Source organism: Pseudomonas sp. GW460-12-10-14-TSB1 (assembly GCF_017349775.1).
Taxonomy (GTDB): Bacteria; Pseudomonadota; Gammaproteobacteria; order Pseudomonadales; family Pseudomonadaceae; genus Aquipseudomonas; species Aquipseudomonas piscium.
In genome coordinates this window covers 48,302-70,308 of the sequence record NZ_JACNAC010000018.1, presented here as the reverse complement: position 1 = coordinate 70,308, position 22,007 = coordinate 48,302, and the positions used below count along the sequence as shown (strand labels likewise).

Annotated in this window: 20 protein-coding genes; 16 read left to right on the top strand and 4 right to left on the bottom strand. The window is 63.2% G+C overall.

Features of this window, described 5'->3' with window-relative positions; translation table 11 throughout:
* Positions 1-135: 135 nt before the first annotated feature.
* From J4D52_RS13540 to purT, 5 genes are all read left to right on the top strand, one after another.
* A complete protein-coding gene (locus tag J4D52_RS13540; RefSeq protein WP_009047136.1) occupies positions 136-735 on the top strand; it encodes a CoA pyrophosphatase in 600 nt (199 codons plus the stop codon).
* A gap of 66 nt (positions 736-801) precedes the next feature.
* Positions 802-1,323: a gamma carbonic anhydrase family protein gene (locus J4D52_RS13535; protein WP_063428518.1), complete on the top strand. Its 522-nt coding sequence runs from the start codon at positions 802-804 to the stop codon at positions 1,321-1,323.
* Positions 1,323-1,535, top strand: a complete 213-nt coding sequence (locus J4D52_RS13530) for a DUF1289 domain-containing protein (RefSeq protein WP_025806550.1) — start codon at positions 1,323-1,325, stop codon at positions 1,533-1,535. Before J4D52_RS13535 ends, J4D52_RS13530 begins: the two co-directional genes overlap by 1 nt.
* 127 nt (positions 1,536-1,662) lie before the next feature.
* On the top strand, positions 1,663-2,130 hold the full coding sequence (locus tag J4D52_RS13525; RefSeq protein ID WP_025806551.1) for a VUT family protein: 468 nt from the start codon (positions 1,663-1,665) through the stop codon (positions 2,128-2,130).
* Between the two features lie 103 nt (positions 2,131-2,233).
* Entirely contained in the window at positions 2,234-3,415 is a 1,182-nt protein-coding gene (gene purT, locus J4D52_RS13520) for a formate-dependent phosphoribosylglycinamide formyltransferase (protein WP_009047140.1), read from the top strand.
* Between the two features lie 82 nt (positions 3,416-3,497).
* Here purT and J4D52_RS13515 read toward each other — a convergent pair whose 3' ends face one another.
* The 3 genes from J4D52_RS13515 to J4D52_RS13505 form a co-directional block, all read right to left on the bottom strand.
* On the bottom strand, positions 3,498-4,814 hold the full coding sequence (locus J4D52_RS13515) for an MFS transporter (RefSeq protein ID WP_025806553.1): 1,317 nt from the start codon (positions 4,812-4,814) through the stop codon (positions 3,498-3,500).
* 351 nt (positions 4,815-5,165) lie between these two features.
* Positions 5,166-6,404: a transporter associated domain-containing protein gene (locus tag J4D52_RS13510; protein ID WP_063428521.1), complete on the bottom strand. Its 1,239-nt coding sequence runs from the start codon at positions 6,402-6,404 to the stop codon at positions 5,166-5,168.
* Positions 6,405-6,416: 12 nt separating this feature from the next.
* Entirely contained in the window at positions 6,417-7,229 is an 813-nt protein-coding gene (locus J4D52_RS13505; RefSeq protein ID WP_007927682.1) for an inner membrane protein YpjD, read from the bottom strand.
* A 198-nt stretch (positions 7,230-7,427) separates the two neighbouring features.
* Here J4D52_RS13505 and ffh point away from each other — a divergent pair, with 198 nt between their 5' ends.
* The 6 genes from ffh (at position 7,428) to J4D52_RS13475 (ending at position 11,502) form a co-directional block, all read left to right on the top strand.
* Positions 7,428-8,804, top strand: coding sequence for a signal recognition particle protein (gene ffh / locus J4D52_RS13500; RefSeq protein ID WP_063428523.1), 1,377 nt, complete (start codon positions 7,428-7,430; stop codon positions 8,802-8,804).
* A 248-nt stretch (positions 8,805-9,052) separates the two neighbouring features.
* The gene (rpsP, locus tag J4D52_RS13495) at positions 9,053-9,304 is read left to right on the top strand and encodes a 30S ribosomal protein S16 (RefSeq protein WP_007927680.1); all 252 of its coding nucleotides are present in this window, start codon (positions 9,053-9,055) and stop codon (positions 9,302-9,304) included.
* A gap of 5 nt (positions 9,305-9,309) precedes the next feature.
* Positions 9,310-9,846 carry a ribosome maturation factor RimM gene (gene rimM / locus J4D52_RS13490; protein WP_025806555.1) on the top strand — a complete coding sequence of 179 codons (537 nt, stop codon included), beginning with the start codon at positions 9,310-9,312 and terminating at the stop codon, positions 9,844-9,846.
* Positions 9,847-9,848: 2 nt separating this feature from the next.
* The gene (trmD, locus tag J4D52_RS13485; RefSeq protein ID WP_007927678.1) at positions 9,849-10,601 is read left to right on the top strand and encodes a tRNA (guanosine(37)-N1)-methyltransferase TrmD; all 753 of its coding nucleotides are present in this window, start codon (positions 9,849-9,851) and stop codon (positions 10,599-10,601) included.
* 45 nt (positions 10,602-10,646) lie between these two features.
* Positions 10,647-10,997 (top strand): 50S ribosomal protein L19, encoded by a 351-nt coding sequence (gene rplS / locus J4D52_RS13480; RefSeq protein WP_009047143.1) that lies wholly within the window; start codon positions 10,647-10,649, stop codon positions 10,995-10,997.
* Between the two features lie 91 nt (positions 10,998-11,088).
* The gene (locus J4D52_RS13475) at positions 11,089-11,502 is read left to right on the top strand and encodes an acyl-CoA thioesterase (RefSeq protein ID WP_025806556.1); all 414 of its coding nucleotides are present in this window, start codon (positions 11,089-11,091) and stop codon (positions 11,500-11,502) included.
* Between the two features lie 59 nt (positions 11,503-11,561).
* On the opposite strand, the gene J4D52_RS13470 is transcribed toward J4D52_RS13475, so the two are convergent.
* Positions 11,562-13,370 (bottom strand): sodium:proton antiporter, encoded by a 1,809-nt coding sequence (locus J4D52_RS13470; RefSeq protein WP_063428525.1) that lies wholly within the window; start codon positions 13,368-13,370, stop codon positions 11,562-11,564.
* A gap of 107 nt (positions 13,371-13,477) precedes the next feature.
* Between J4D52_RS13470 and xerD the strand changes: the two genes are divergently transcribed.
* The 5 genes from xerD to J4D52_RS13445 all read left to right on the top strand — a co-directional run bounded on the left by xerD (position 13,478) and on the right by J4D52_RS13445 (position 21,932).
* Positions 13,478-14,374, top strand: coding sequence for a site-specific tyrosine recombinase XerD (xerD, locus tag J4D52_RS13465; protein WP_016702737.1), 897 nt, complete (start codon positions 13,478-13,480; stop codon positions 14,372-14,374).
* 188 nt (positions 14,375-14,562) lie between these two features.
* Positions 14,563-15,294, top strand: coding sequence for a thioredoxin fold domain-containing protein (locus tag J4D52_RS13460; RefSeq protein WP_025806559.1), 732 nt, complete (start codon positions 14,563-14,565; stop codon positions 15,292-15,294).
* A gap of 131 nt (positions 15,295-15,425) precedes the next feature.
* A complete protein-coding gene (locus J4D52_RS13455; protein WP_007927672.1) occupies positions 15,426-16,730 on the top strand; it encodes a homoserine dehydrogenase in 1,305 nt (434 codons plus the stop codon).
* A gap of 62 nt (positions 16,731-16,792) precedes the next feature.
* Positions 16,793-18,202: a threonine synthase gene (gene thrC / locus J4D52_RS13450; protein WP_025806560.1), complete on the top strand. Its 1,410-nt coding sequence runs from the start codon at positions 16,793-16,795 to the stop codon at positions 18,200-18,202.
* Positions 18,203-18,356: 154 nt separating this feature from the next.
* Complete coding sequence (locus J4D52_RS13445; protein ID WP_102677739.1) at positions 18,357-21,932, top strand: ATP-binding protein; 3,576 nt, start codon at positions 18,357-18,359, stop codon at positions 21,930-21,932.
* The last annotated feature ends 75 nt before the right edge of the window (positions 21,933-22,007 follow it).

Below are 22,007 nucleotides of genomic sequence, written 5' to 3'. Positions count from 1 at the left end.
AAAAGGCTACGCCTATCTTGGCGTGCACGGGGCTTTGTCGGCAAGTTGTCGTTACGCGACATGGCGTGGATCGGGGGTTGGGCGGTCGGTTTGTTTGGTGCATGATGCAAGGTAGTCGACAGATCGAGAAGACTCATGCTGGACGAGCTACTGCACCGGGTAAGCAACCATACGCCGCGACCGCTGGAGACGGATCGACGTTTCCCCGAGGCCGCCGTGCTGGTGCCCATTACCCGCAGTGACGAGCCCGAGCTGGTGCTGACCCTGCGTGCCAAAGGATTGTCCACCCACGGCGGCGAAGTGGCCTTCCCCGGCGGCCGCCGCGACCCGGAAGATCCCGACCTGGTTTTTACCGCCCTGCGCGAAGCCGAAGAAGAAATCGGCTTGCCTCCCGGGCTGGTGGAAGTGATCGGCCCCTTGAGCCCGCTGATTTCCCTGCACGGGATCAAGGTCACGCCTTATGTCGGGGTGATTCCCGATTATGTCGAATACCTGGCCAATGACGCCGAGATCGCCGCGGTATTCAGCGTGCCGCTGGAGTTTTTCCGCCAGGACCCGCGCGAACATACCCACCGCATCGATTATCAGGGCCGCAGCTGGTATGTGCCGAGCTACCGCTTCGGCGAGTACAAGATCTGGGGCCTGACGGCGATCATGATCGTCGAGCTGATCAACCTGCTGTATGACGCCAAGATCAGCCTGCACCAACCGCCCAAAAGCTTTATCAATATTTGAAGCCATCGCTCGTATGGCCTGAACCCTGCTGTGTACCTGAACCTGCCTGGTCTTGAGGACAACAATATGAAATACCGCCTGGGCGACGCCCGCGTCGAAACCCACCCGCAAAGCTGGATCGCACCCAATGCCACGCTGGTGGGCAAGGTCAAGCTGGAGGAGGGGGCCAACGTCTGGTTCAACGCGGTGCTGCGTGGCGACAACGAGCTGATCCTGATCGGCAGGAACAGCAACGTGCAGGACGGCACGGTGATGCACACCGACATGGGCTTTCCACTGACCATCGGCACTGGCGTGACCATTGGCCACAACGCCATGCTGCATGGCTGCACCGTCGGCGACTACAGTCTGATCGGCATCAACGCGGTGATTCTCAACGGCGCGAAGATTGGCAAGAACTGCATCATCGGCGCCAACTCGCTGATCGGCGAAGGCAAGGAAATCCCCGACGGTTCGCTGGTGATGGGCTCGCCGGGCAAGGTGGTGCGCGAGTTGACCGAGCTGCAGAAGAAGATGCTCGAAGCCAGCGCCGCGCACTATGTGCATAATTCCCAGCGTTACGCCCGCGACCTGGCCGAGCAAGAATAATGACCACCCCCGAAAGACCCGTTCCCTCGCCCTGCGTGAGCATCTGCGCGTTGGACGATGACGATATCTGCACCGGTTGCCAGCGCACGGTGAGCGAGATCACCCGCTGGAGCCGCATGGACAACGCCGAGCGCCGCGAGGTGCTGGCGCTGTGTCATGAGCGCGCCAAGTCCAGCGGGCTGCTGTGGATGATCGGCACCAAGCCCGGCTAAACGGCTGTCGCTGGCAGTCTCGCCCCTGCAGGAGCGAGCCTGCCGGCGATATCGACCAGCTCCCGTCTGGTCCATCCCACCCTCCTGAAGTACCCTGTGCGCCTTACTGACAGGTACTTTTCGCCCCATGCTCTTCCTGATCGCCTATATCGGCAGTGTCGTACTGATCAACTACGCCTTTTCCACCGCTCCGCACCTGGACATCATCTGGTCGGCCTGGGGCGGGTTGGTGTTCGTCCTGCGGGACATGGTGCAGACCCGCTTCGGCCATGGCGCGCTCGTCGCCATGCTGGTGGCGCTGGTGCTGTCCTACGTGACCTCCGACCCGGCCATCGCCCTGGCCAGCGCCACGGCGTTCGCGGTCTCTGAGTGCATCGACTGGCTGGTGTTCAGCATCACCAAGCGCCCGCTGCACGACCGCCTGTGGATAAGTTCGGCGTTGAGCATTCCCCTGGACACCTTTATCTTTTTCGGACTGATCGACGCCTTGACCCCGGGCGTGATCCTCACGGCGCTGGGGTCGAAGTTCGCCGGCGTGACCGCGGTCTGGCTGGCCATGGCCTGGCGTTTGCGCAAGGCGGCGTGCGCCAGCTGAGGCCAAAGCGCGCGGTTCATGTAAAATGCCGCGCTTTCTTCCCCATGGGCCGCCCGCCTGGTGCGCGACCCTCGATGATCCGCTCCTTTTTGAGGACCTTCAGATGACCCGTATCGGAACTCCATTGTCGCCAACCGCGACCCGCGTTTTGCTGTGTGGCTGTGGTGAGTTGGGCAAGGAAGTGGTGATCGAGCTGCAACGCCTGGGCGTTGAGGTGATTGCCGTGGATCGCTACGCCAATGCGCCGGCGATGCAGGTTGCCCATCGCAGCCATGTGATCAACATGCTCGACGGCGCTGCGCTGCGTGCGGTGATCGAGGCGGAGAAGCCGCACTTCATCGTGCCGGAGATCGAAGCCATCGCCACCGCCACCCTGGTGGAGCTGGAGTCCGAAGGGTTCACCGTGATCCCGACCGCCCGGGCTGCCCAACTGACCATGAACCGCGAAGGCATCCGTCGCCTGGCCGCCGAAGAGCTGGACCTGCCGACCTCGCCTTACCACTTCGCCGATACCTTCGAAGACTACCGCAAGGCGGTGGACGACCTGGGCTTCCCCTGCGTGGTCAAGCCGGTGATGAGTTCCTCGGGCAAGGGCCAGAGCCTGCTGCGTAGCGTCGACGACGTGCAGAAGGCCTGGGACTATGCCCAGGAAGGCGGGCGTGCCGGCAAGGGCCGGGTGATCATCGAGGGATTCATCGATTTCGATTATGAAATCACCCTGCTGACCGTGCGTCATGTCGGCGGCACCACCTTCTGCGCGCCGGTCGGCCATCGTCAGGAGAAGGGAGACTACCAGGAATCCTGGCAGCCCCAGGCCATGAGTCCAAAGGCCCTGGCCGAGTCCGAGCGCGTGGCCAAGGCGGTGACCGAGGCCCTGGGTGGCCGTGGCCTGTTCGGCGTCGAACTGTTCGTCAAGGGCGACCAGGTCTGGTTCAGCGAAGTGTCGCCGCGTCCCCATGACACCGGTCTGGTGACCCTGATTTCCCAGGACCTGTCGCAGTTCGCCCTGCATGCGCGGGCGATTCTCGGCCTGCCGATCCCGTTGATCCGTCAGTTCGGTCCATCGGCCTCGGCGGTAATCCTGGTGGAAGGCCAGTCGACCCAGACCGCTTTCGCCAACCTGGGCGCGGCCCTGAGCGAGCCGGACACTGCCCTGCGCCTGTTCGGCAAGCCTGAAGTCAATGGCCAGCGCCGCATGGGCGTGGCCCTGGCGCGGGATGAGTCGATCGAGGCCGCCCGGGCCAAGGCGACCCGGGCTTCCCAGGCGGTCGTTGTAGAGCTGTAAAAGCTTCGCGGGCAAGCCTCGCTCCTACGGGACCTGTAGGAGCGAGCGGGCGGCGATCCGACTTGCCCGCGATGACCTTCTGTCAGCCGACCTGATTCAGGTCGTTATTGCGCGTTTCCTTCAGGCACAGCACAGCGATCAGGCTGAGCACCGCTGCCGCCGACACATAGCCGCCAACCCAACTCAATCCACCCATCGCCACCAGTTTCTGGGCGAAGAAGGGTGCCGCCGAAGCGCCGACAATGCCGCCCAGGTTATAAGCCGCCGATGCGCCGGTATAACGCACGTGGGTCGGGAACAGTTCGGGCAGCAGGGCACCCATCGGGGCGAAGGTCACGCCCATCAGGAACAGCTCGATGCACAGGAACAGCGCCACGCCCCAGGTCGAGCCCTGGGTCAGCAGCGGTTCCATGGTGAAGCCCGAGAGAATCGCCAGCAGGCCGCCGATGATCAGCACCGGCTTGCGTCCATAACGGTCGCTGGCCCAGGCCGACAGCGGCGTGGCCGCGGCCATGAACAGCACCGCGAAGCACAGCAGGCCGAGGAAGGTTTCGCGGCTGTAGCCGAGGGTCGCGACGCCGTAGCTCAGGGAGAACACCGTCGAGATATAAAACAGCGCGTAACACACCACCATCGCCGAGGCACCCAGCAGCACCGGCAGCCAGTACTGGCTGAATAGCTCGACCAGCGGCATCTTGACCCGTTCCTGGCGGGCGATGGCGTTGGCGAATACCGGGGTTTCGTGGAGTTTCAGGCGTACATACAGGCCGACCAGCACCAGCGCGGCACTGAGCAGGAACGGAATTCGCCAGCCCCAGGAGCGGAACTGTTCGTCGCTCAGGCTCATGGCCAGGGTCAGGAACAGGCCGTTGGCCGCGAGAAAGCCGATCGATGGCCCCAGTTGCGGGAACATGCCGAACCAGGCGCGTTTGCCTTTCGGCGCGTTTTCCGTGGCGAGCAGCGCGGCTCCGCCCCATTCGCCGCCCAATCCCAGGCCCTGGCCGAAACGCAGCAGGCACAACAGGATCGGGGCCCAGGCGCCGATGCTGTCATAGCCGGGCAGCACGCCGATCAGCGTGGTGCACACGCCCATCAGCAGCAGCGATGCCACCAGGGTCGACTTACGGCCGATCCGGTCGCCGAAGTGGCCGAACAGCGCCGAGCCCAGGGGGCGGGCGAGGAAGGCGATGCCAAAGGTCAGGAACGCCGAGAGCATCTGGGCGGTGCCGGATGTCTGCGGGAAGAATACCGGGCCGATCACCAGCGCGGCGGCGGTGGCATACACATAGAAGTCATAGAACTCGATGGCGGTGCCGATAAAGCTGGCGGTGGCCACGCGGCTGGCGGAGTTGGTCGGCTGGGCAGGCACGGAGGCGCTGTAAGTGGTGCTGGTCGTCATGCGGTTATCCCTGACAGTCATGTGCTCCATCGGAGCGAATTATTATGGTCGAACACCCAGGGATGTGGGTTTGGCGCGGGCGTGGCTCGGGGTGGGAGCGAAGCCTGCCAGAAGCGGGCGGAGCAGGGCAGAAGCCGCTGGGTGGGGGTAGCACGCGGGTTCTGCGGGGCTTGGGTAAGCGGATCGATTATAGGAAGGCCCCTAACGATCGAACAAGAGCGACTTGCCGTAGCCCTGTAGCCGCTGGCACAGCCTGTGTTCGACGGCGTAGCCGGCGCAAGCCGGAATACGGATACAGGGTTTGCGGTCGATTGCAGCCTCGCGGGCTCGGTAGCGGCTACAGGGTCACTATTACAGCGTGGAAGTGGTGGCCGGCTTGGTGTGCCAGATCAGTACACGACTGACCCGGTTGTCCTCGGTTTCGAGGATTTCCAGGCGGTAGCGGCCGATCTTCAGGCAGACGGCGCTGTCGGGAATGGTCTCCAGCGCTTCGGTGACCAGGCCGTTGAGGGTTTTCGGGCCGTCGCTGGGCAGGTGCCAGCCCAGGCTCTTGTTCAGCTCGCGAATCGAGGCGGCGCCTTCGATGACAAAGCGTCCGTCGGCCTGGGGGTGGATATGCGGGTTGTCGAGGCTGTGTTCGCTTTCGAATTCGCCGACGATTTCTTCGAGGATGTCTTCCAGGGTGACGATGCCCAGCACTTCACCGTACTCGTCCACCACCATGCCCAGGCGGCGCTGCTGCTTGTGGAAGTTCAGCAGTTGCAGCTGCAGCGGGGTGCTTTCCGGCACGAAGTAAGGTTCGTGGCAGGCCGCCAGCAGCGCCTCTTTGGTCAGGCTGGCATCCGGCAGCAGATGGCGGATCTGGCGGGTATTGAGGACCGCCTCGACCTGGTTGATGTCGCTGTGGAACACCGGCAGGCGGGTGCGCTTGGACAGGCGCAGCTGCTCGATGATCTCGCCGATAGGCTCGTCCAGGTTGATCCCGTCGACTTCGCTGCGCGGGACCAGGATGTCATTGACGGTGATGTTGTCCAGAGCATGGATGCCCGACACCGGGTGCGGGCGGCCGTTGGCATGTTCCTCGGCGTCGTCCGGGTCGGCGGCCTGCTCGTCTTCGCTCTGCTTGACGGCACCGGCCTTGCGGGTGAAGGGGCGCAGCAACAGCTGGCTGATGCTGTCGAGCAGCCAGGCCGCGGGGTAGATGATCTTCAGCGGCACGCCCAACAGGGTATTGCCCAGGCTGAGGATGGCGTCCGGATAACGGGTGGCCAGGGTCCGCGGGAGATAGTCGGCGAGTACCAGCAGCACGCTGGTGGCGATCAGGCAGGCCAGCCAGGGGCCGTTTTCCGCCCACTGCAGGAGCGCCAGCAAGGTACTGATGATGACTGCCAGCACCCGGCACAGGGTGTTGCAGAGAATCAGGCTGTCGCGCGGGAAGCTCAGGCGCGCCAGCGGTTTGTCGCCGGAGCGCGAGGCGGTGCGCAGGGTCAGCAGGTGTTGCTGGGCGGCTTCGATGGCGGTGAACAGCCCCGACCACAGCACCAGCAAGGCCAGGACCACGAGCATCGGCTCTATGGGCAGGTTGTCCATTATCGCCGCTCGTCAGATGTGCAGGATGTATTCACGGACCAGCTTGCTGCCGAAGTACGCCAGCATCAGCAGGCAGAAACCGGCCAGGGTCCAGCGAATCGCCTTGTGTCCGCGCCAGCCGAGGCGGTTGCGGCCCCACAGCAGCACGCTGAACACCACCCAGGCCAGGCACGCCAGCAGGGTCTTGTGCACCAGGTGCTGGGCGAACAGGTTCTCGACGAACAGCCAGCCGGAGATCAGCGACAGAGAAAGCAGGGTCCAGCCGGCCCAGAGGAAGCCGAACAGCAGGCTTTCCATGGTCTGCAGCGGCGGAAAGTTCTTGATCAGCCCGGACGGGTGCTTGTGCTTGAGCTGGTGGTCCTGCACCAGCAGCAACAGGGCCTGGAACACGGCGATGGTGAACATGCCATAGGCGAGGATCGACAGCAGGATATGGGCGAGGATGCCCGGTTCTTCGTCGATCACCGGCACCGTGCCGGTGGGCACGAACTGCGCCAGCAGCACGGTCAGCGCTCCCAGCGGAAACAGCAGGACCAGCAGGTTCTCCACCGGAATGCGCGAGCAGGCCAGCAGGGTCAGGGCAATCACCGCGGCGGCGATCAGGCTGGCGGCGCTGAAGAAGTCCAGGCCCAGGCCCACGGGCGTCATCAGGTGGGTCAGCAGGCTGGCGCTGTGGGCGAGCAGGGCAAGGATGCCGAGCGAGACCAGCAGGCGCTTGTTCGTCTTGGCGGCTTGAGCCAGACGAGTGCCTTGATAGAGGGTCGCAGCGGCATAGAGACAGGCGGCGGCGAGAGTGGTTAGCAAGCTGGGTGACAAGGGGAGCATAAATCCTGTTAGGCAAGCCCGAAAGTCGTTGAGTTTGGCATAGAACCGCCAAAACACGAAAGACCGCGCAACCAGACGGCGGCTGTGCGCCGCACGCAGTCTTCGCTATAATCCGCGACCTGCCCACGGAGCACCTCTTTATATAAGGGGCCCGAGCCGCCATTACCTCGGTCTACTTAGGGCCTGAAAGGATCGCGCATGTTTGAAAACCTAACCGACCGTCTCTCGCAGACGCTGCGCCATGTCACCGGCAAGGCCAAGCTGACCGAGGACAACATCAAAGACACCCTGCGCGAAGTGCGCATGGCGTTGCTCGAAGCCGACGTTGCCCTGCCGGTGGTCAAGGACTTCGTCAACTCGGTGAAGGAACGTGCCGTCGGCACTGAAGTGTCGCGCAGCCTGACCCCGGGCCAGGCGTTCGTGAAGATCGTCCAGGCCGAACTCGAAAGCCTGATGGGCGCGGCCAACGAAGACCTGAACCTGAGCGCCGTACCGCCTGCCGTCGTGCTGATGGCCGGTTTGCAGGGCGCCGGTAAGACCACCACCGCCGGCAAGCTCGCGCGCTTCCTTAAAGAGCGCAAGAAGAAGAGCGTGATGGTGGTGTCCGCCGACGTTTACCGTCCGGCGGCGATCAAGCAGCTCGAAACCCTGGCCAACGACATTGGCGTGACCTTCTTCCCGTCCGACCTGAGCCAGAAGCCGGTCGCGATCGCCGAAGCGGCTATTAAGGAAGCCAAGCTCAAGTTCATCGACGTGGTCATCGTCGACACCGCCGGTCGTCTGCACATCGACGCCGACATGATGGACGAGATCCAGGCGTTGCACGCGGTGGTCAAGCCGGTGGAAACCCTGTTCGTGGTCGACGCGATGACCGGCCAGGACGCCGCCAACACGGCCAAGGCCTTTGGCGACGCACTGCCGCTGACCGGCGTGATCCTGACCAAGGTCGACGGCGATGCCCGTGGCGGTGCCGCGCTGTCGGTGCGTGCGATCACCGGCAAGCCGATCAAGTTCATCGGTATGGGCGAGAAGAGCGAAGCGCTCGAGCCGTTCCACCCTGAGCGTATCGCTTCGCGCATCCTCGGCATGGGCGACGTGCTCAGCCTGATCGAGCAGGCCGAACAGACCCTCGACAAGGAAAAAGCCGACAAGCTGGCCAAGAAGCTGAAAAAAGGCAAAGGCTTCGACCTCGAAGACTTCCGCGATCAGCTGCAACAGATGAAGAACATGGGCGGCCTCGGTGGCCTGATGGACAAGCTGCCGAATATCGGTGGCGTGAACCTGGCGCAAATGGGCAATGCCCAAGGCGCGGCCGAGAAGCAGTTCAAGCAGATGGAAGCCATCATCAACTCCATGACCCCGGCCGAGCGCCGCGACCCTGAGCTGATCAGCGGTTCGCGCAAACGCCGGATCGCCATGGGCTCCGGCACCCAGGTGCAGGACATCGGTCGCTTGATCAAGCAGCACAAGCAGATGCAGAAGATGATGAAGAAATTCTCCGCCAAGGGCGGAATGGCGAAAATGATGCGCGGCATGGGCGGAATGTTGCCCGGCGGCGGCATGCCGAAGATCTGAAGAATCCGCGCCGGCAGCCATGCCGGCGTTTCCCGCGGGGACGCGGGACCTCCAGCAAACCCGCGTTTGGCGGGAGCTGACTCGCCGTTGTTGCCAACGGCCCTATAGCAAATCTGGATGGCAGCCGGTAGGCGCCGGAAAAAGTCATTTGCAAAAGTCCGGATATTCCTTAGAATATGCGGCCTTTCGGGCACCCATGCCCGCTGTGCATTTAGATTTGCAGCACCGACTACAGGAACGATGTTCACATGCTAACAATCCGTCTTGCCCTTGGCGGCTCCAAAAAGCGCCCGTTTTACCACTTGACCGTGACCGACAGCCGCAACCCACGCGACGGTTCGCACAAAGAACAAGTTGGCTTCTTCAACCCGATCGCTCGTGGTCAAGAAGTCCGCCTGTCCGTGAACCAAGAGCGCGTAGCCTACTGGCTGAGCGTTGGTGCACAACCGTCTGAGCGCGTTGCTCAGCTGTTGAAGGAATCGGCTAAGGCTGCAGCCTGAACCCTATGAACGCGACGCCTGCTCCTGCTGATGATTTGATCGTTATCGGCAAAATCTACTCTGTTCACGGCGTTCGCGGCGAAGTGAAGGTTTATTCCTTTACTGATCCGATTAAAAACCTGTTGGATTACAAAACCTGGACGCTCAAGCGCGAAGGTAGCGTGAAACAGGTTGAGCTGGTCAGCGGACGCGGGAATGAAAAATTCCTGGTCGCAAAGCTCAAGGGTCTCGATGATCGTGAAGAAGCGCGTCTTCTGGCCGGTTATGAGATCTGCGTGCCGCGCAACCTGTTCCCTGAACTGACCGACGGCGAGTACTACTGGTACGAGCTGCAAGGTCTCAAGGTCATCGACACTCACGGACAGCTGTTCGGGAAGATCGATCACCTGCTGGAGACCGGCTCGAACGATGTAATGGTGGTCAAGCCTTGCGCTGGCAGCCTGGATGATCGCGAACGCCTGTTGCCCTATACCGAGCAATGCGTGTTGGCCGTCGACCTGGCAGCGGGCGAGATGAAGGTGGATTGGGACGCGGACTTCTGAACGTGGCTAGCCTGCGCGTAGAAGTGATCAGTTTGTTTCCCGAGATGTTTTCCGCCATCAGCGACTACGGCATAACCAGCCGCGCGGTGAAACAGGGGCTCTTGCAGCTGACCTGTTGGAATCCGCGAGACTACACCACGGATCGACATCACACTGTGGACGATCGCCCATTTGGCGGTGGCCCGGGCATGGTGATGAAGATCAAGCCCCTGGAAGATGCTCTGGTTCAGGCCAGGCAGGCAGCCGGGGAGGGCGCGAAGGTGATTTACCTGTCGCCCCAAGGCCGCAAACTGACTCAGTCGGCGGTTCGCGAGTTGGCGAATGAGGATGCATTGATCCTGATTGCCGGTCGTTATGAAGGCATTGACGAGCGTTTTATTGAAGCTCATGTCGATGAAGAGTGGTCGATTGGCGACTATGTACTCTCCGGTGGCGAGCTGCCGGCGATGGTCCTGATTGATGCGGTTACGCGACTGCTGCCCGGAGCTTTAGGGCATGCGGATTCCGCGGAGGAAGATTCCTTCACGGATGGTCTGCTGGATTGCCCGCACTACACCCGACCGGAGGTGTATGCGGATCAGCGTGTTCCCGACGTGTTGCTGAGTGGCAACCACGCACACATCCGGCGTTGGCGTTTACAGCAGTCCCTTGGTCGGACCTATGAACGACGCGCCGATCTTCTGGAAAGCCGCTCGCTTTCTGGAGAAGAGAAGAAGCTGCTCGAGGAATACATCCGCGAGCGGGACGATAGTTAACAACGTATCGATGGTAGATCCGACGATTTACCTTAGGAGCACAGCATGACCAACAAAATCATTCTTGCACTCGAAGCAGAGCAGATGACCAAAGAGATCCCAGCCTTTGCCCCGGGCGACACCATTGTCGTTCAGGTGAAAGTGAAGGAAGGCGATCGTTCCCGTCTGCAAGCGTTCGAAGGCGTTGTAATCGCCAAGCGTAACCGCGGCGTGAACAGTGCATTCACCGTTCGTAAAATCTCCAACGGTGTTGGCGTAGAGCGTACTTTCCAGACCTACAGCCCGCAAATCGACAGCATGGCTGTCAAGCGTCGCGGTGACGTGCGTAAAGCCAAGCTGTACTACCTGCGCGACCTGTCGGGTAAAGCAGCTCGCATCAAGGAAAAACTGGCTTAAGTCCAGCTTCCGATGCAGAAAAAAGCAGCCTACGGGCTGCTTTTTTGTTGCCCGTCATTTACCCCCGAATTGTGTTTCAGGCAGTAGAACCATGAGCCCCCGCGAGCAAGAAATCCAACGCCGGACCGAGCTGTCGGTCACCCGCGTGACCAAGGCGGTATTCCCGTCGACCACCAACCACCACAACACCCTGTTCGGCGGCACGGCGCTGGCCTGGATGGACGAAGTGTCGTTCATCGCCGCGACCCGTTTCTGCCGGTTGCCGCTGGTCACCGTGTCCACCGACCGTATCGACTTCAATCACCCGATTGCCGCGGGCTCCATCGTCGAGTTGGTGGGACGGGTAGTGAAGGTCGGCAACACCAGCCTCAAGGTCGAGGTTGAAGTCTTCGTCGAGAGCATGAGTTGTGATGGGCGGGAGAAGGCCATCCATGGCCTGTTCAGCTTCGTCGCCATCGATGACGACAAGCGCCCGGTGCCAGTGCTGCCGGGGTTTGCGGACTGATAGCGGGTTGATCAAAAGCAAGCTCGCAGCTACAGGCGCGAGCTTGCCCAGGGTACGCGTCAGCCCGCCGTCGTATCCTTCTGAATCAACGCCACCAGGGTCCAGCCCGCAGCGGGCTTGAGGGCGCTGTCCGGCGTCACCACATGCACCCAGCCGCTGCTGTCGCGAGCGAACAGCAGGGTCGCCCGCTCACCATGCAGCGCCTGGTAATCCTCCCAGCCAAAACCCTCGGTCAGGTTGGTGCTGTACAGCTCCGCACCCTGTCCCAGCAGGCTGGCCAGTTTGCTGTAGGACAGCGCCTCGCTGCCCAGCAGGTGCCCGCGGTGTTCATGGCTGGCCCGATGTTTGTCGGTGCGCCGGCTTTCCTGGCTGTTGGCCAGGCCGAACAGGCGCTGATGGCCGAAGTCATGACGGAAGCGCATGGAGGCCAGGGTGTTCAGTTCGCCGGAGGGCGACAGTGCCAGTAGATGGCCAAGCCCCACCAGGTCCAGATGGGCATCGGCATGCTGCGACGCCGGGTTGCCGAAGTAGGTCGGCAGGCCGTCCATGCGCGCGGCGCGGATGTTTTCCCAGCTCGAATCGGTCAGCAGCACGCGACTGCCCAGTTGTTGCAGGGCCTTGCCGATGGTCCGCGCCGGAGCGTTCGCCCCGACGATCAGGAAACCGCTCGGCGCCGGCTCCGCGACCTTCAACAGGCGGGCCAGCGGCCGCGCGGTGGCGCTTTGCAGCACCACGGTGCCGATGATCACGGCGAAGGTCAGCGGCACCAGCAGCAACGCGCCTTCATGGCCGGCCTGGTCCAGGCGAATGGCGAAGATCGCCGAGACGGCCGCGGCGACTATGCCCCGGGGCGCGATCCAGGCCAGCAGGGCCCGTTCGCGCCAGCTCAGGTTGGAGCCGGCGGTGGACAGCAGCACGTTCAAGGGCCGGGCGATGAACTGGATCACCAGCAGCAGAATCAACACCAGCGGCCCCAGGGCGATCAGCGCATTGAGGTCCAGGCGCGCCGCCAGCAGGATGAACAGCCCGGAAATCAGCAACACGCTGAGGTTTTCCTTGAAGTGCAGGATGTGCCGGACGTCGACGTCCTTCATGTTGGCCATCCACATGCCCATCAGGGTCACGGCCAGCAGGCCGGACTCATGCATCACCTGGTTGGCGCCGATGAAGATACCCAGCACCGCCGCCAGCGTGGCCAGGTTGTGCAGGTACTCCGGCAGCCACTGGCGGCGCATGATGGTGCCCAGCACCCAGCCGCCGACGATGCCGAACAGGCTGCCGCAGAGGATCACCCCGCCGAAGGTCATCAGGCTGTGCTGCAGGCCCTGGCCCTCGGCGCTGGCGATGATGAAGCTGTAGACCACCACCGCCAGCAGGGCGCCGATCGGGTCGATGACGATGCCTTCCCAGCGCAGGATATTGGCGATCGACGCCTTGGGCCGAACCACTCGCAGCATGGGCACGATCACGGTGGGCCCGGTGACCAGGGTCAGGGTGCCGAACAGCAGCGCCAGCAGCCAGTCGAAACCCAGCAGCCAGTGGGTGGCCAGGGTGATCACCGCCCAGGTCGAAAGGGCGCCGATGGTCACCAGCCGGTGCACCACCTTGCCGATCTCGCGCCACTCCGACAGGTGCAGGGTCAGGCTGCCTTCAAACAGGATCAAGGCCACCGCCAGCGACACCAGGGGCATCAGCAGCGGTCCGAACAACTCTTGTGGGTCGAGCCAGCCCAGGACCGGGCCGGCGAGAATGCCGCTCAACAGCAGGAACAGAATGGCCGGCAGTTTCAGGCGCCAGGCCAGCCACTGGCAACCTACTGCCGCCACGCCTATGCCGCCAAAGGCCAACAGAATCTGTTGCTCGTTCATTGAAGCTCCCTGTTCCTTGAAATAGCGGGCTATGAAAGACTAGCGACCCTCTGCACAGTTCACTATTTATTTGCGCCCGGCCTCAAGCCCGTGCCTTTCGAGTATTTATGCCCGCCATCGACCATCCCCTGATAGACCGTTTCCTCGATGCGCTATGGCTGGAAAAGGGCCTTTCGGACAACACCCGCGAGGCTTATCGCAGCGACCTGGCGTTGTTCAACGGTTGGCTACAGGAAAAGGGGCTGGAGCTGGTGAATGCCGGCCGCGAGCTGATTCTCGACCACCTCGCCTGGCGGGTGGAGCAAGCCTACAAGCCGCGTTCGACTGCGCGTTTTCTCTCCGGGGTGCGTGGCTTCTATCGTTACCTGCTGCGGGAAAAACTGATCGCCGTGGACCCCACGCTGCAAGTCGACATGCCGCAGTTGGGGCGGCCGTTGCCCAAGTCCCTGTCGGAGGCTGATGTCGAAGCCCTGTTGGCCGCTCCCGACCTCAGCGAGGCTATCGGCCAGCGCGATCGCGCCATGCTTGAGGTCCTGTATGCCTGCGGCCTGCGGGTCACCGAGCTGATCAGCCTGACCCTGGAGCAGGTCAACCTGCGCCAAGGCGTGCTGCGGGTGATGGGCAAAGGCAGCAAGGAGCGTCTGGTGCCGATGGGCGAGGAAGCGATTGTCTGGGTCGAGCGCTACATGCGCGATGCCCGTGGCGAGCTGCTCGGCGGGCGGCCCAGCGATGTGCTGTTCCCCAGCCTGCGCGGCGAGCAGATGACCCGGCAGACCTTCTGGCACCGGATCAAGCATCAGGCCAAGGTCGCCGGGATCGGTAAGTCGCTGTCGCCCCATACCTTGCGGCACGCCTTCGCCACCCATCTGCTCAACCACGGCGCCGACCTGCGGGTGGTGCAGATGCTGCTTGGCCACAGCGACCTGTCGACCACCCAGATCTACACCCATGTCGCCCGGGCCCGTTTGCAGGACCTGCACGCCAAGCACCATCCCCGCGGTTGAGTGAGGTGTCGGTCACGACCCGGCAGCGGCTCCGCGCTGATCGGCAAATGACCGGCTTGGCTCAGCGGGAGCCCGCCAGGCGGGCCTTATGTGGTAGGCTTTGCCGGTTTGCAAAGTGGGCCGTTATGACCCGGTGTTCCAGTACGGGCGTTCTGACCGTCCCATTTGTCCGCCTTCAGGAGTTCCCAATGCGCGTGACCCAGATTATCGCCGCCGCAGCCATTGCGTTGGCCAGTACCTTTGTTATGGCCGATGACGCCGCCGAAAAAGCGATTCGTAAAAGCCTCCAGGGCCTGCAGCTCGAAGTCCCGGTAGAAAGCATCAGCGCCAGCCCGCTGCCTGGCCTCTATGAAGTCAAGCTCAAGGGCAGCCGCGTGCTGTACGCCAGCGCCGACGGCCAGTTCGTGATGCAGGGCTACCTGTTCCAGCTCAAGGACGGCAAGCCGGTCAACCTGACCGAAAAAACCGAGCGCCTGGGCGTGGCCAAGCTGATCAACGCCATTCCGGTCGCTGAAACCGTGGTCTACCCGGCCATCGGCGAGACCAAGACCCACATCACCGTCTTCACGGACACCACCTGCCCGTACTGCCACAAGCTGCACGCCGAAGTGCCTGAGCTGAACAAGATGGGCGTGGAAGTGCGTTACGTCGCCTTCCCGCGCCAGGGCCTGGGTTCGCCGGGCGACGAGCAGTTGCAGGCGGTCTGGTGCTCGGCCGACAAGAAAGCGGCCATGGACAAGATGGTCGACGGCAAGGAAATCAAGGCCGCCAAGTGCGCCAACCCGGTTTCCAAGCAATTCGCCCTGGGCCAGTCGATCGGTGTGAACGGTACGCCGGCCATCGTTTTGGCCGACGGCCAAGTGATTCCGGGCTACCAGCCTGCGCCACAAGTCGCCAAACTGGCGCTGGGCGCGAAATAATCCTGCGTCGTCGAGCCTTTGACGATCATGGCGCAGCGGTTGTGGCCGACGCGTCATTAATAGAGAGCCGTGTGGTTTGCGGCTGTTTTCCACGGCCGACCTAGTGTCGGCCGTTTCATGGGGAGTTCAGAGTGAATCCGGTCAAAGTGGGCATCTGTGGGCTGGGTACCGTCGGTGGCGGTACCTTCAATGTACTTCAGCGCAACGCCGAGGAAATTGCTCGTCGTGCCGGGCGTGGAATCGAAGTGGCACAAATTGCCATGCGCACGCCAAAGCCTCAGTTCCAAACGACCGGTATTGCGATTACCAACGATGTGTTCGAAGTGGCCACGAACCCTGAGATCGACATCGTCATAGAGCTGATGGGCGGCTATACCGTTGCCCGCGAGCTGGTACTCAAGGCCATCGAGCATGGTAAACATGTGGTCACCGCCAACAAGGCGCTTATCGCCGTACACGGTAACGAAATTTTCGCCAAGGCCCGTGAGAAGGGTGTGATCGTGGCGTTCGAGGCCGCCGTGGCGGGTGGTATTCCAGTCATCAAGGCGATCCGCGAAGGCCTGTCGGCCAACCGCATCAACTGGGTGGCCGGGATCATCAACGGCACTGGCAACTTCATCCTCACCGAAATGCGCGAGAAGGGCCGCACCTTCGAAGACGTGCTGGTCGAGGCCCAGGCCCTGGGTTACGCCGAAGCCGATCCGACCTTCGACGTCGAAGGCATCGACGCGGCGCACAAGCTGACCATCCTGGCGTCCATCGCCTTTGGTATCCCGCTGCAGTTCGACAAGGCCTACACCGAAGGCATCACCAAGCTGACCACCGCCGACGTGAACTACGCCGAGGCCCTGGGCTATCGCATCAAGCACCTGGGCGTGGCCCGCCGCACCGATGCCGGCATCGAGCTGCGCGTGCACCCGACGCTGATCCCGGCCGATCGCCTGATCGCCAACGTCAATGGCGTGTTCAACGCGGTGATGGTCAACGGCGACGCCGTCGGCTCGACCTTGTACTACGGCGCCGGCGCCGGCATGGAGCCGACCGCTTCGTCGGTGATCGCCGACCTGGTGGACGTGGTTCGCGCCATGACCAGCGACCCGGAAAACCGCGTGCCGCACCTGGCCTTCCAGCCGGACTCGCTGTCGGCGCACCCGATCCTGCCGATCGAGGCCTGCGAAAGTGCCTACTACCTGCGGATCCAGGCCAAGGATCACCCGGGCGTACTGGCCCAGGTGGCGAGCATCCTGTCCGAGCGCGGCATCAACATCGAGTCGATCATGCAGAAAGAGGTCGAGGAACACGACGGCCTGGTGCCGATGATCCTGCTGACCCACCGGGTGGTGGAACAGCGCATCAACGATGCGATCACCGCGCTGGAAGCCCTGCAGGGCGTGGTCGGTCCGGTCGTACGGATCCGCGTCGAGCACCTGAACTAATCCGCTTCGTTGCGGGAGCCCCGGCGGCTCCCGCTTGAGAACTCTTTTTAGAGGAGCCAGTCATGCGTTACATCAGCACCCGCGGCCAGGCACCGGCCCTGAATTTCGAAGACGTCCTGCTGGCCGGCCTGGCGAGCGACGGTGGCCTGTACGTACCGGAAAACCTGCCACGTTTCACCCAGGAGGAAATCGCTTCCTGGGCCGGCCTGCCATACCACGAGCTGGCCTTCCGGGTAATGCGCCCGTTCGTCACCGGCAGCATTCCGGATGCCGACTTCAAGAAAATCCTCGAGGAAACCTACGGTGCGTTTTCCCACAACGCCATTGCCCCGCTGCGCCAGCTGAACGGCAACGAGTGGGTCCTGGAGCTGTTCCACGGCCCGACCCTGGCGTTCAAGGACTTCGCCCTGCAACTGTTGGGTCGCCTGCTGGACTACGTGCTGGAGAAGCGCGGCGAGCGCGTGGTGATCATCGGCGCCACTTCCGGCGATACCGGTTCGGCCGCCATCGAAGGCTGCAAGCGTTGCGACAACGTCGATATCTTCATCCTGCACCCGCACAACCGTGTGTCCGAAGTGCAGCGCCGGCAGATGACCACCATCTTCGGTGAGAACATCCACAACATCGCCATCGAAGGCAACTTCGACGACTGCCAGGAAATGGTCAAGGCCAGCTTCGCCGACCAGGGCTTCCTCAAGGGCACTCGCCTGGTGGCGGTGAACTCGATCAACTGGGCGCGGATCATGGCCCAGATCGTCTACTACTTCCACGCGGCCCTGCAGCTGGGCGGCCCGGCGCGTTCGGTGGCGTTCTCGGTGCCGACCGGCAACTTCGGCGATATCTTCGCCGGTTACCTGGCCCGCAACATGGGCCTGCCGATCAACCAGCTGATCGTCGCCACCAACCGCAACGACATCCTGCACCGCTTCATGAGCGGCAACCAGTACGTCAAGGAAACCCTGCACGCCACCCTGTCGCCGTCGATGGACATCATGGTCTCGTCGAACTTCGAGCGCCTGCTGTTCGACCTGCACGGTCGCAACGGTGCCGCGCTGGCCGGGCTTATGGATTCCTTCAAGCAAGGTGGCGGTTTCAGCGTCGAGCAGGAGCGCTGGACCGAAGCCCGCAAGCTGTTCGATTCCCTGGCCGTGGACGACGCCCAGACTTGCGAGACCATCGCCGAAGTCTTCGCCCAGACCGGCGAAGTGCTCGACCCGCACACCGCGATCGGCGTCAAAGCCGCCCGTGAGTGCCGTCGCAGCCTGGACATCCCGATGGTGGTGCTGGGCACCGCGCATCCGGTGAAGTTCCCGGAAGCGGTGGAGCAGGCCGGGATCGGCAAGGCCCTGGAATTGCCGGCGCACCTGTCCGACTTGTTCCAGCGCGAAGAGCGTTGCACCGTCCTGGCCAACGACCTGAAAGCCGTCCAGGCCTTCGTCAGCCAGCACGGCAATCGCGGCAAACCGCTCTGATCGAGTGACATCGATCGTCAACAAGGCCCGTCTCTGACGGGCCTTGTCTTTTTATACACAGGCTGTTTATCGCGCGCGGCTTCTAAGGACGGGGCTCAAGGAAAGAGCACAAGGACAGAGCGACGCCGCGTCGAGGATCACTCACAGGATGCTTATGTTGCTGCGCCCGGTTTTCCGCACATTGATGGTTTTGGCGATGCTGTCCCTGGCTCCGTGCCTGATGGCGGCGCAGAACCTGCCCTTCAAGCTGGTGCCGGCCTTCGTTGAGCTGCAACCGCTCACCCTGGCCCCGGCCGAACGGCAATGGCTGGCGGGCCATGGCACCTTGAAGGTGGGCATTTCGATCGACGACTACCAGCCGATCGATATCACCCGCGACCGCAACCGTTACCAGGGCATCAGCGCCGACTACCTGAGCCTGGTGGGCGAACGCCTGGGTGTGTCCCTGGAAGTCCTGGGGTTCTCCGAGCGCGAACAGGCGGTCGAGGCGCTGCGCACGGGGGCGATCGATATCCTGACCAGCGCCAACGGTTACGAGCGTGGTGCCGTGGGGCTGCATTTTTCCAGTGACTACATGCCCGACCGCGCGGTCGTGGTGGTGCGCAGGGACGAGGCGGAAATGCCCGAAGACCTGGCCGGCAAGAAAGTGGTGCTGCTGGAGGGCTATGCGGACGCCAAGATCGCCCATGCGGCCTATCCCAACAGCCAGATCATTCTTTCGCCCAATCTGTACAGCGGTCTGGAAGCCCTGAAACAGGGGGATGTCGATGCCTTTATCGGCAATGAAGTGATCGTCCGTGCCTACAAGGCGCTGCGCCCTTACCTGGGGTTGCAGGTCCGCACTGAAAGCCGGCTGCCGCCGATCGGCTTTGCTTTCGCCACGCGCCAGACCGACCCGCTGCTCGGCCGCCTGATCGAACAGGCGCTACAGAGTATCGACGACTCCACGCGGCGGGAGATTCTGGCCCGCTGGACCACCGGGCTGGGCGCCAGCACCGGCGACGAGCGGATCAAGCTGAGCAAGCAGGAGCGCGCCTGGCTGCTCGAACATCAGCATGTGGTGGTGGCGTCCCAGCAGTTTCCGCCCTACGTGTTCAAGGACAAGGACGGCCAGTGGGCCGGGTTGAACATCGACCTGCTCAGCCGGATTTCGCGCATGACCGGCCTGCAGTTCGTCCAGGAGGAAACCTTCTCCACGGCCCACACCCTGGACCTGCTGCTCAAGGGCCGGGCGCAGATGAACACCACGCTGTCGGCCAACGATGAGCGCTGTGGCTTCCTCGACTTCACCCATGCCTTTGGCGGCTCGGCCTGGGTGTTCGTGGTCCGCGCCGACGACATCCAGCTCAATACCTTCAACCAATTGGCCGGCAAGGTGCTGGCGCTTCCGGCCAAGCATGCGCTGGAGAGTTACGTCCGGCAGAACTACCCGAAGGTCCACCTGCGTCTGGTCGACACCTACCTGGAGGCGCGGGCCCTGGTGGCCAGCGGCGAGGCCGACGCGACCATCCAGAACGAAGTCGAGGTGCAGGGTTACCCGGCGAACGGGCTGCGCATCGGCCGCAGCGTCGAGGGCAAGTGGTCGGCCGACGAGTTGTCGGTGCGCCGGGACCAGCCCGAGCTACTGAGTATCCTGAACAAGGCCCTGGAAGCCTTCCCGGTGGCCGAGCTCAGCGCCATCCGCCTGAAATGGCTGGGGGTGACGCCGGTGCCGGTGCCCATGTGGCAGCGGGTGCCGGTGTGGATCTACTGGGTCACCTTCACCGCCATCCTGTTCGGCCTGTTGTCCCTGGCCTGGAACACCCGGCTCAAGGGGCAGATCCGCCAGCGCCTGCAGGCCGAGCAACGGCTCAACGACCAGCTGGCGTTCAAGCGCGCCTTGCTCGACGGCATCCCCAACCCGATCTTCGTCCGCGACCTGGCCGGACGCCTGATCACCTGCAACAAAAGCTACGAAACCCAGACCGGCATGCAACTGGAACAGATCAAGGGGCTGTGCCTGACCGAGCTGGACGTCCTGCCCGAGGCCACGGCCCGGCAGCTGCACCGCGAGCTCCTGGAGCAGCTGGAGACCCAGGAGCCGGTGTTCGTCGACCGTCAGATCGAGTCCAGGAACGGCCCGGTGCAGGTCTACCAATGGACGGTGCCGTTCTACAGTGCCCAGGGCGATTTGCAGGGGCTGCTGGGGGGCTGGATCGATATCACCGAGCGCAAGCGTCTCGAGGAGGAGTTGCTGGAGGCGCGTCGCGCGGCGGATCGGGCGAACTACGCCAAGAGCGCCTTTCTCTCGACTATGAGTCATGAGATTCGCACGCCGATGAACGCGATCATCGGTTTGCTGGAGCTGGAAAAGGAACAGGCGCGCCTGCGCGGCATGCCGTTTTCCGATGCCTTGCGCGTGGCTTATCAGTCGGCGCAGGAGCTGGTCGGCCTGATGGGCGACAACCTCGACCTGGCCAAGATCGAGGCCGGGCACATGCAGCTGGCGCCGCAGACGGTGGCCCTGCGAGTCTTCTTCGAAGACATACAGCAATTGTTCGAGGTCACCGCGCGCAACAAGGGGCTGCACCTGACGCTGGCCTTCGACAAGGCGGCGGATGGCTTCTACTGGCTCGACCCGTTGCGCCTGCGCCAGGTGCTGCACAACCTGCTGAGCAATGCCCTGAAGTTCACCCAGGCCGGCGAGGTGCGGGTATCCGTGGAGCGCCAGGCCGACGAACATGGCGCCGACCGCTTGTGCATCGGCGTGGCCGACACTGGGTCGGGTATCAGCCCGGAGAAGCAGGCGAGCCTGTTCGATCCGTTCATTCAGGCCCATGTGCAGACGACGCCGGAGCAGGGCGGAACCGGCCTGGGCCTGAGCATCTGCAAGCAACTGGTGGAGCTGATGGGTGGCCGTATTCTGCTGCAAAGCCAACCCGGCGTGGGAACCACCGTGACCCTCGAACTCTACCCGGAACAGGTGGTCGAGGCTTTCAGCCAGTCGCCCCAGGTGACCAGCGAGCGCCCGCAGAGCCGTCGCATGTCGGTGCTGGTGGTCGATGACGTGCGGGCCAATCGCATGGTGCTCAGCCAGCAACTGATGTTCCTCGGGCACAAGGTGGTGGCGCTCGACGGTGCCGAGGCGGCGCTGGCGCGCTGGCAGGGCGAGGCGTTCGACCTGGTGATGACCGACTGCCACATGCCGGGCATGAGCGGTTATCAGCTGAGCGAAGCGATACGTGAGATCGAGGCCCGGGAAGGGCGCGACGCCTGCCCGCTGATCGGCTGCACGGCCAATGCCTTCGAGGATGAACAGCAGCGCTGCGAGCAGGCCGGCATGGATGAACTGCTGGTCAAGCCGGTGACTCTGGACCGGCTGGCGCAGATGCTTGCGCGCTTCTTGCCGCCGCCGTCCTTCGACATCCAGACCCTGCGCACCATGACCCAGGCCGACGAGCCGATCCTGCAACGCATGCTGCGCGAGCTGTGGAACAACCTGGGGCAGGAGCAGGCGGCCCTGGAATCGGCGGTGCTGGAGCAGGACTGGGCGCGTATCGGTGCGTCCACGCACCGCCTGAAAGGGGTGTGCTGCCTGATCGATGCGCTGCCGCTGGCCCAGGTCTGCATCGACCTGGAGGCCGTTGCCCGGGCCCGCTCGACGGCGGAGCTGGCGGAGCACTGGCTGCGTCTTAAGGAGGCCATCGGCTGCTTGCGCAGCGATATCGAGCCGCACCTGGGTAGCGATTAAGACTTGTCTTATGGGGCGACCTGCCCTCTGCGATTAACGTACCGGCCCGCTGCGGATTCTCGCCGCTCTTGCCGT

What these genes read in the sequence shown, in the direction of transcription:
- J4D52_RS13540 (WP_009047136.1), top strand. Translation starts at nt 136, where the DNA reads ATGCTGGACGAGCTACTGCACCGGGTAAGCAACCATACGCCGCGACCG.
- J4D52_RS13535 (WP_063428518.1), top strand. Translation starts at nt 802, where the DNA reads ATGAAATACCGCCTGGGCGACGCCCGCGTCGAAACCCACCCGCAAAGC.
- J4D52_RS13530 (WP_025806550.1), top strand. Translation starts at nt 1,323, where the DNA reads ATGACCACCCCCGAAAGACCCGTTCCCTCGCCCTGCGTGAGCATCTGC.
- J4D52_RS13525 (WP_025806551.1), top strand. Translation starts at nt 1,663, where the DNA reads ATGCTCTTCCTGATCGCCTATATCGGCAGTGTCGTACTGATCAACTAC.
- purT (WP_009047140.1), top strand. Translation starts at nt 2,234, where the DNA reads ATGACCCGTATCGGAACTCCATTGTCGCCAACCGCGACCCGCGTTTTG.
- J4D52_RS13515 (WP_025806553.1), bottom strand. Translation starts at nt 4,814, where the DNA reads ATGACGACCAGCACCACTTACAGCGCCTCCGTGCCTGCCCAGCCGACC.
- J4D52_RS13510 (WP_063428521.1), bottom strand. Translation starts at nt 6,404, where the DNA reads ATGGACAACCTGCCCATAGAGCCGATGCTCGTGGTCCTGGCCTTGCTG.
- J4D52_RS13505 (WP_007927682.1), bottom strand. Translation starts at nt 7,229, where the DNA reads ATGCTCCCCTTGTCACCCAGCTTGCTAACCACTCTCGCCGCCGCCTGT.
- ffh (WP_063428523.1), top strand. Translation starts at nt 7,428, where the DNA reads ATGTTTGAAAACCTAACCGACCGTCTCTCGCAGACGCTGCGCCATGTC.
- rpsP (WP_007927680.1), top strand. Translation starts at nt 9,053, where the DNA reads ATGCTAACAATCCGTCTTGCCCTTGGCGGCTCCAAAAAGCGCCCGTTT.
- rimM (WP_025806555.1), top strand. Translation starts at nt 9,310, where the DNA reads ATGAACGCGACGCCTGCTCCTGCTGATGATTTGATCGTTATCGGCAAA.
- rplS (WP_009047143.1), top strand. Translation starts at nt 10,647, where the DNA reads ATGACCAACAAAATCATTCTTGCACTCGAAGCAGAGCAGATGACCAAA.
- J4D52_RS13475 (WP_025806556.1), top strand. Translation starts at nt 11,089, where the DNA reads ATGAGCCCCCGCGAGCAAGAAATCCAACGCCGGACCGAGCTGTCGGTC.
- J4D52_RS13470 (WP_063428525.1), bottom strand. Translation starts at nt 13,370, where the DNA reads ATGAACGAGCAACAGATTCTGTTGGCCTTTGGCGGCATAGGCGTGGCG.
- xerD (WP_016702737.1), top strand. Translation starts at nt 13,478, where the DNA reads ATGCCCGCCATCGACCATCCCCTGATAGACCGTTTCCTCGATGCGCTA.
- J4D52_RS13460 (WP_025806559.1), top strand. Translation starts at nt 14,563, where the DNA reads ATGCGCGTGACCCAGATTATCGCCGCCGCAGCCATTGCGTTGGCCAGT.
- thrC (WP_025806560.1), top strand. Translation starts at nt 16,793, where the DNA reads ATGCGTTACATCAGCACCCGCGGCCAGGCACCGGCCCTGAATTTCGAA.
- J4D52_RS13445 (WP_102677739.1), top strand. Translation starts at nt 18,357, where the DNA reads ATGTTGCTGCGCCCGGTTTTCCGCACATTGATGGTTTTGGCGATGCTG.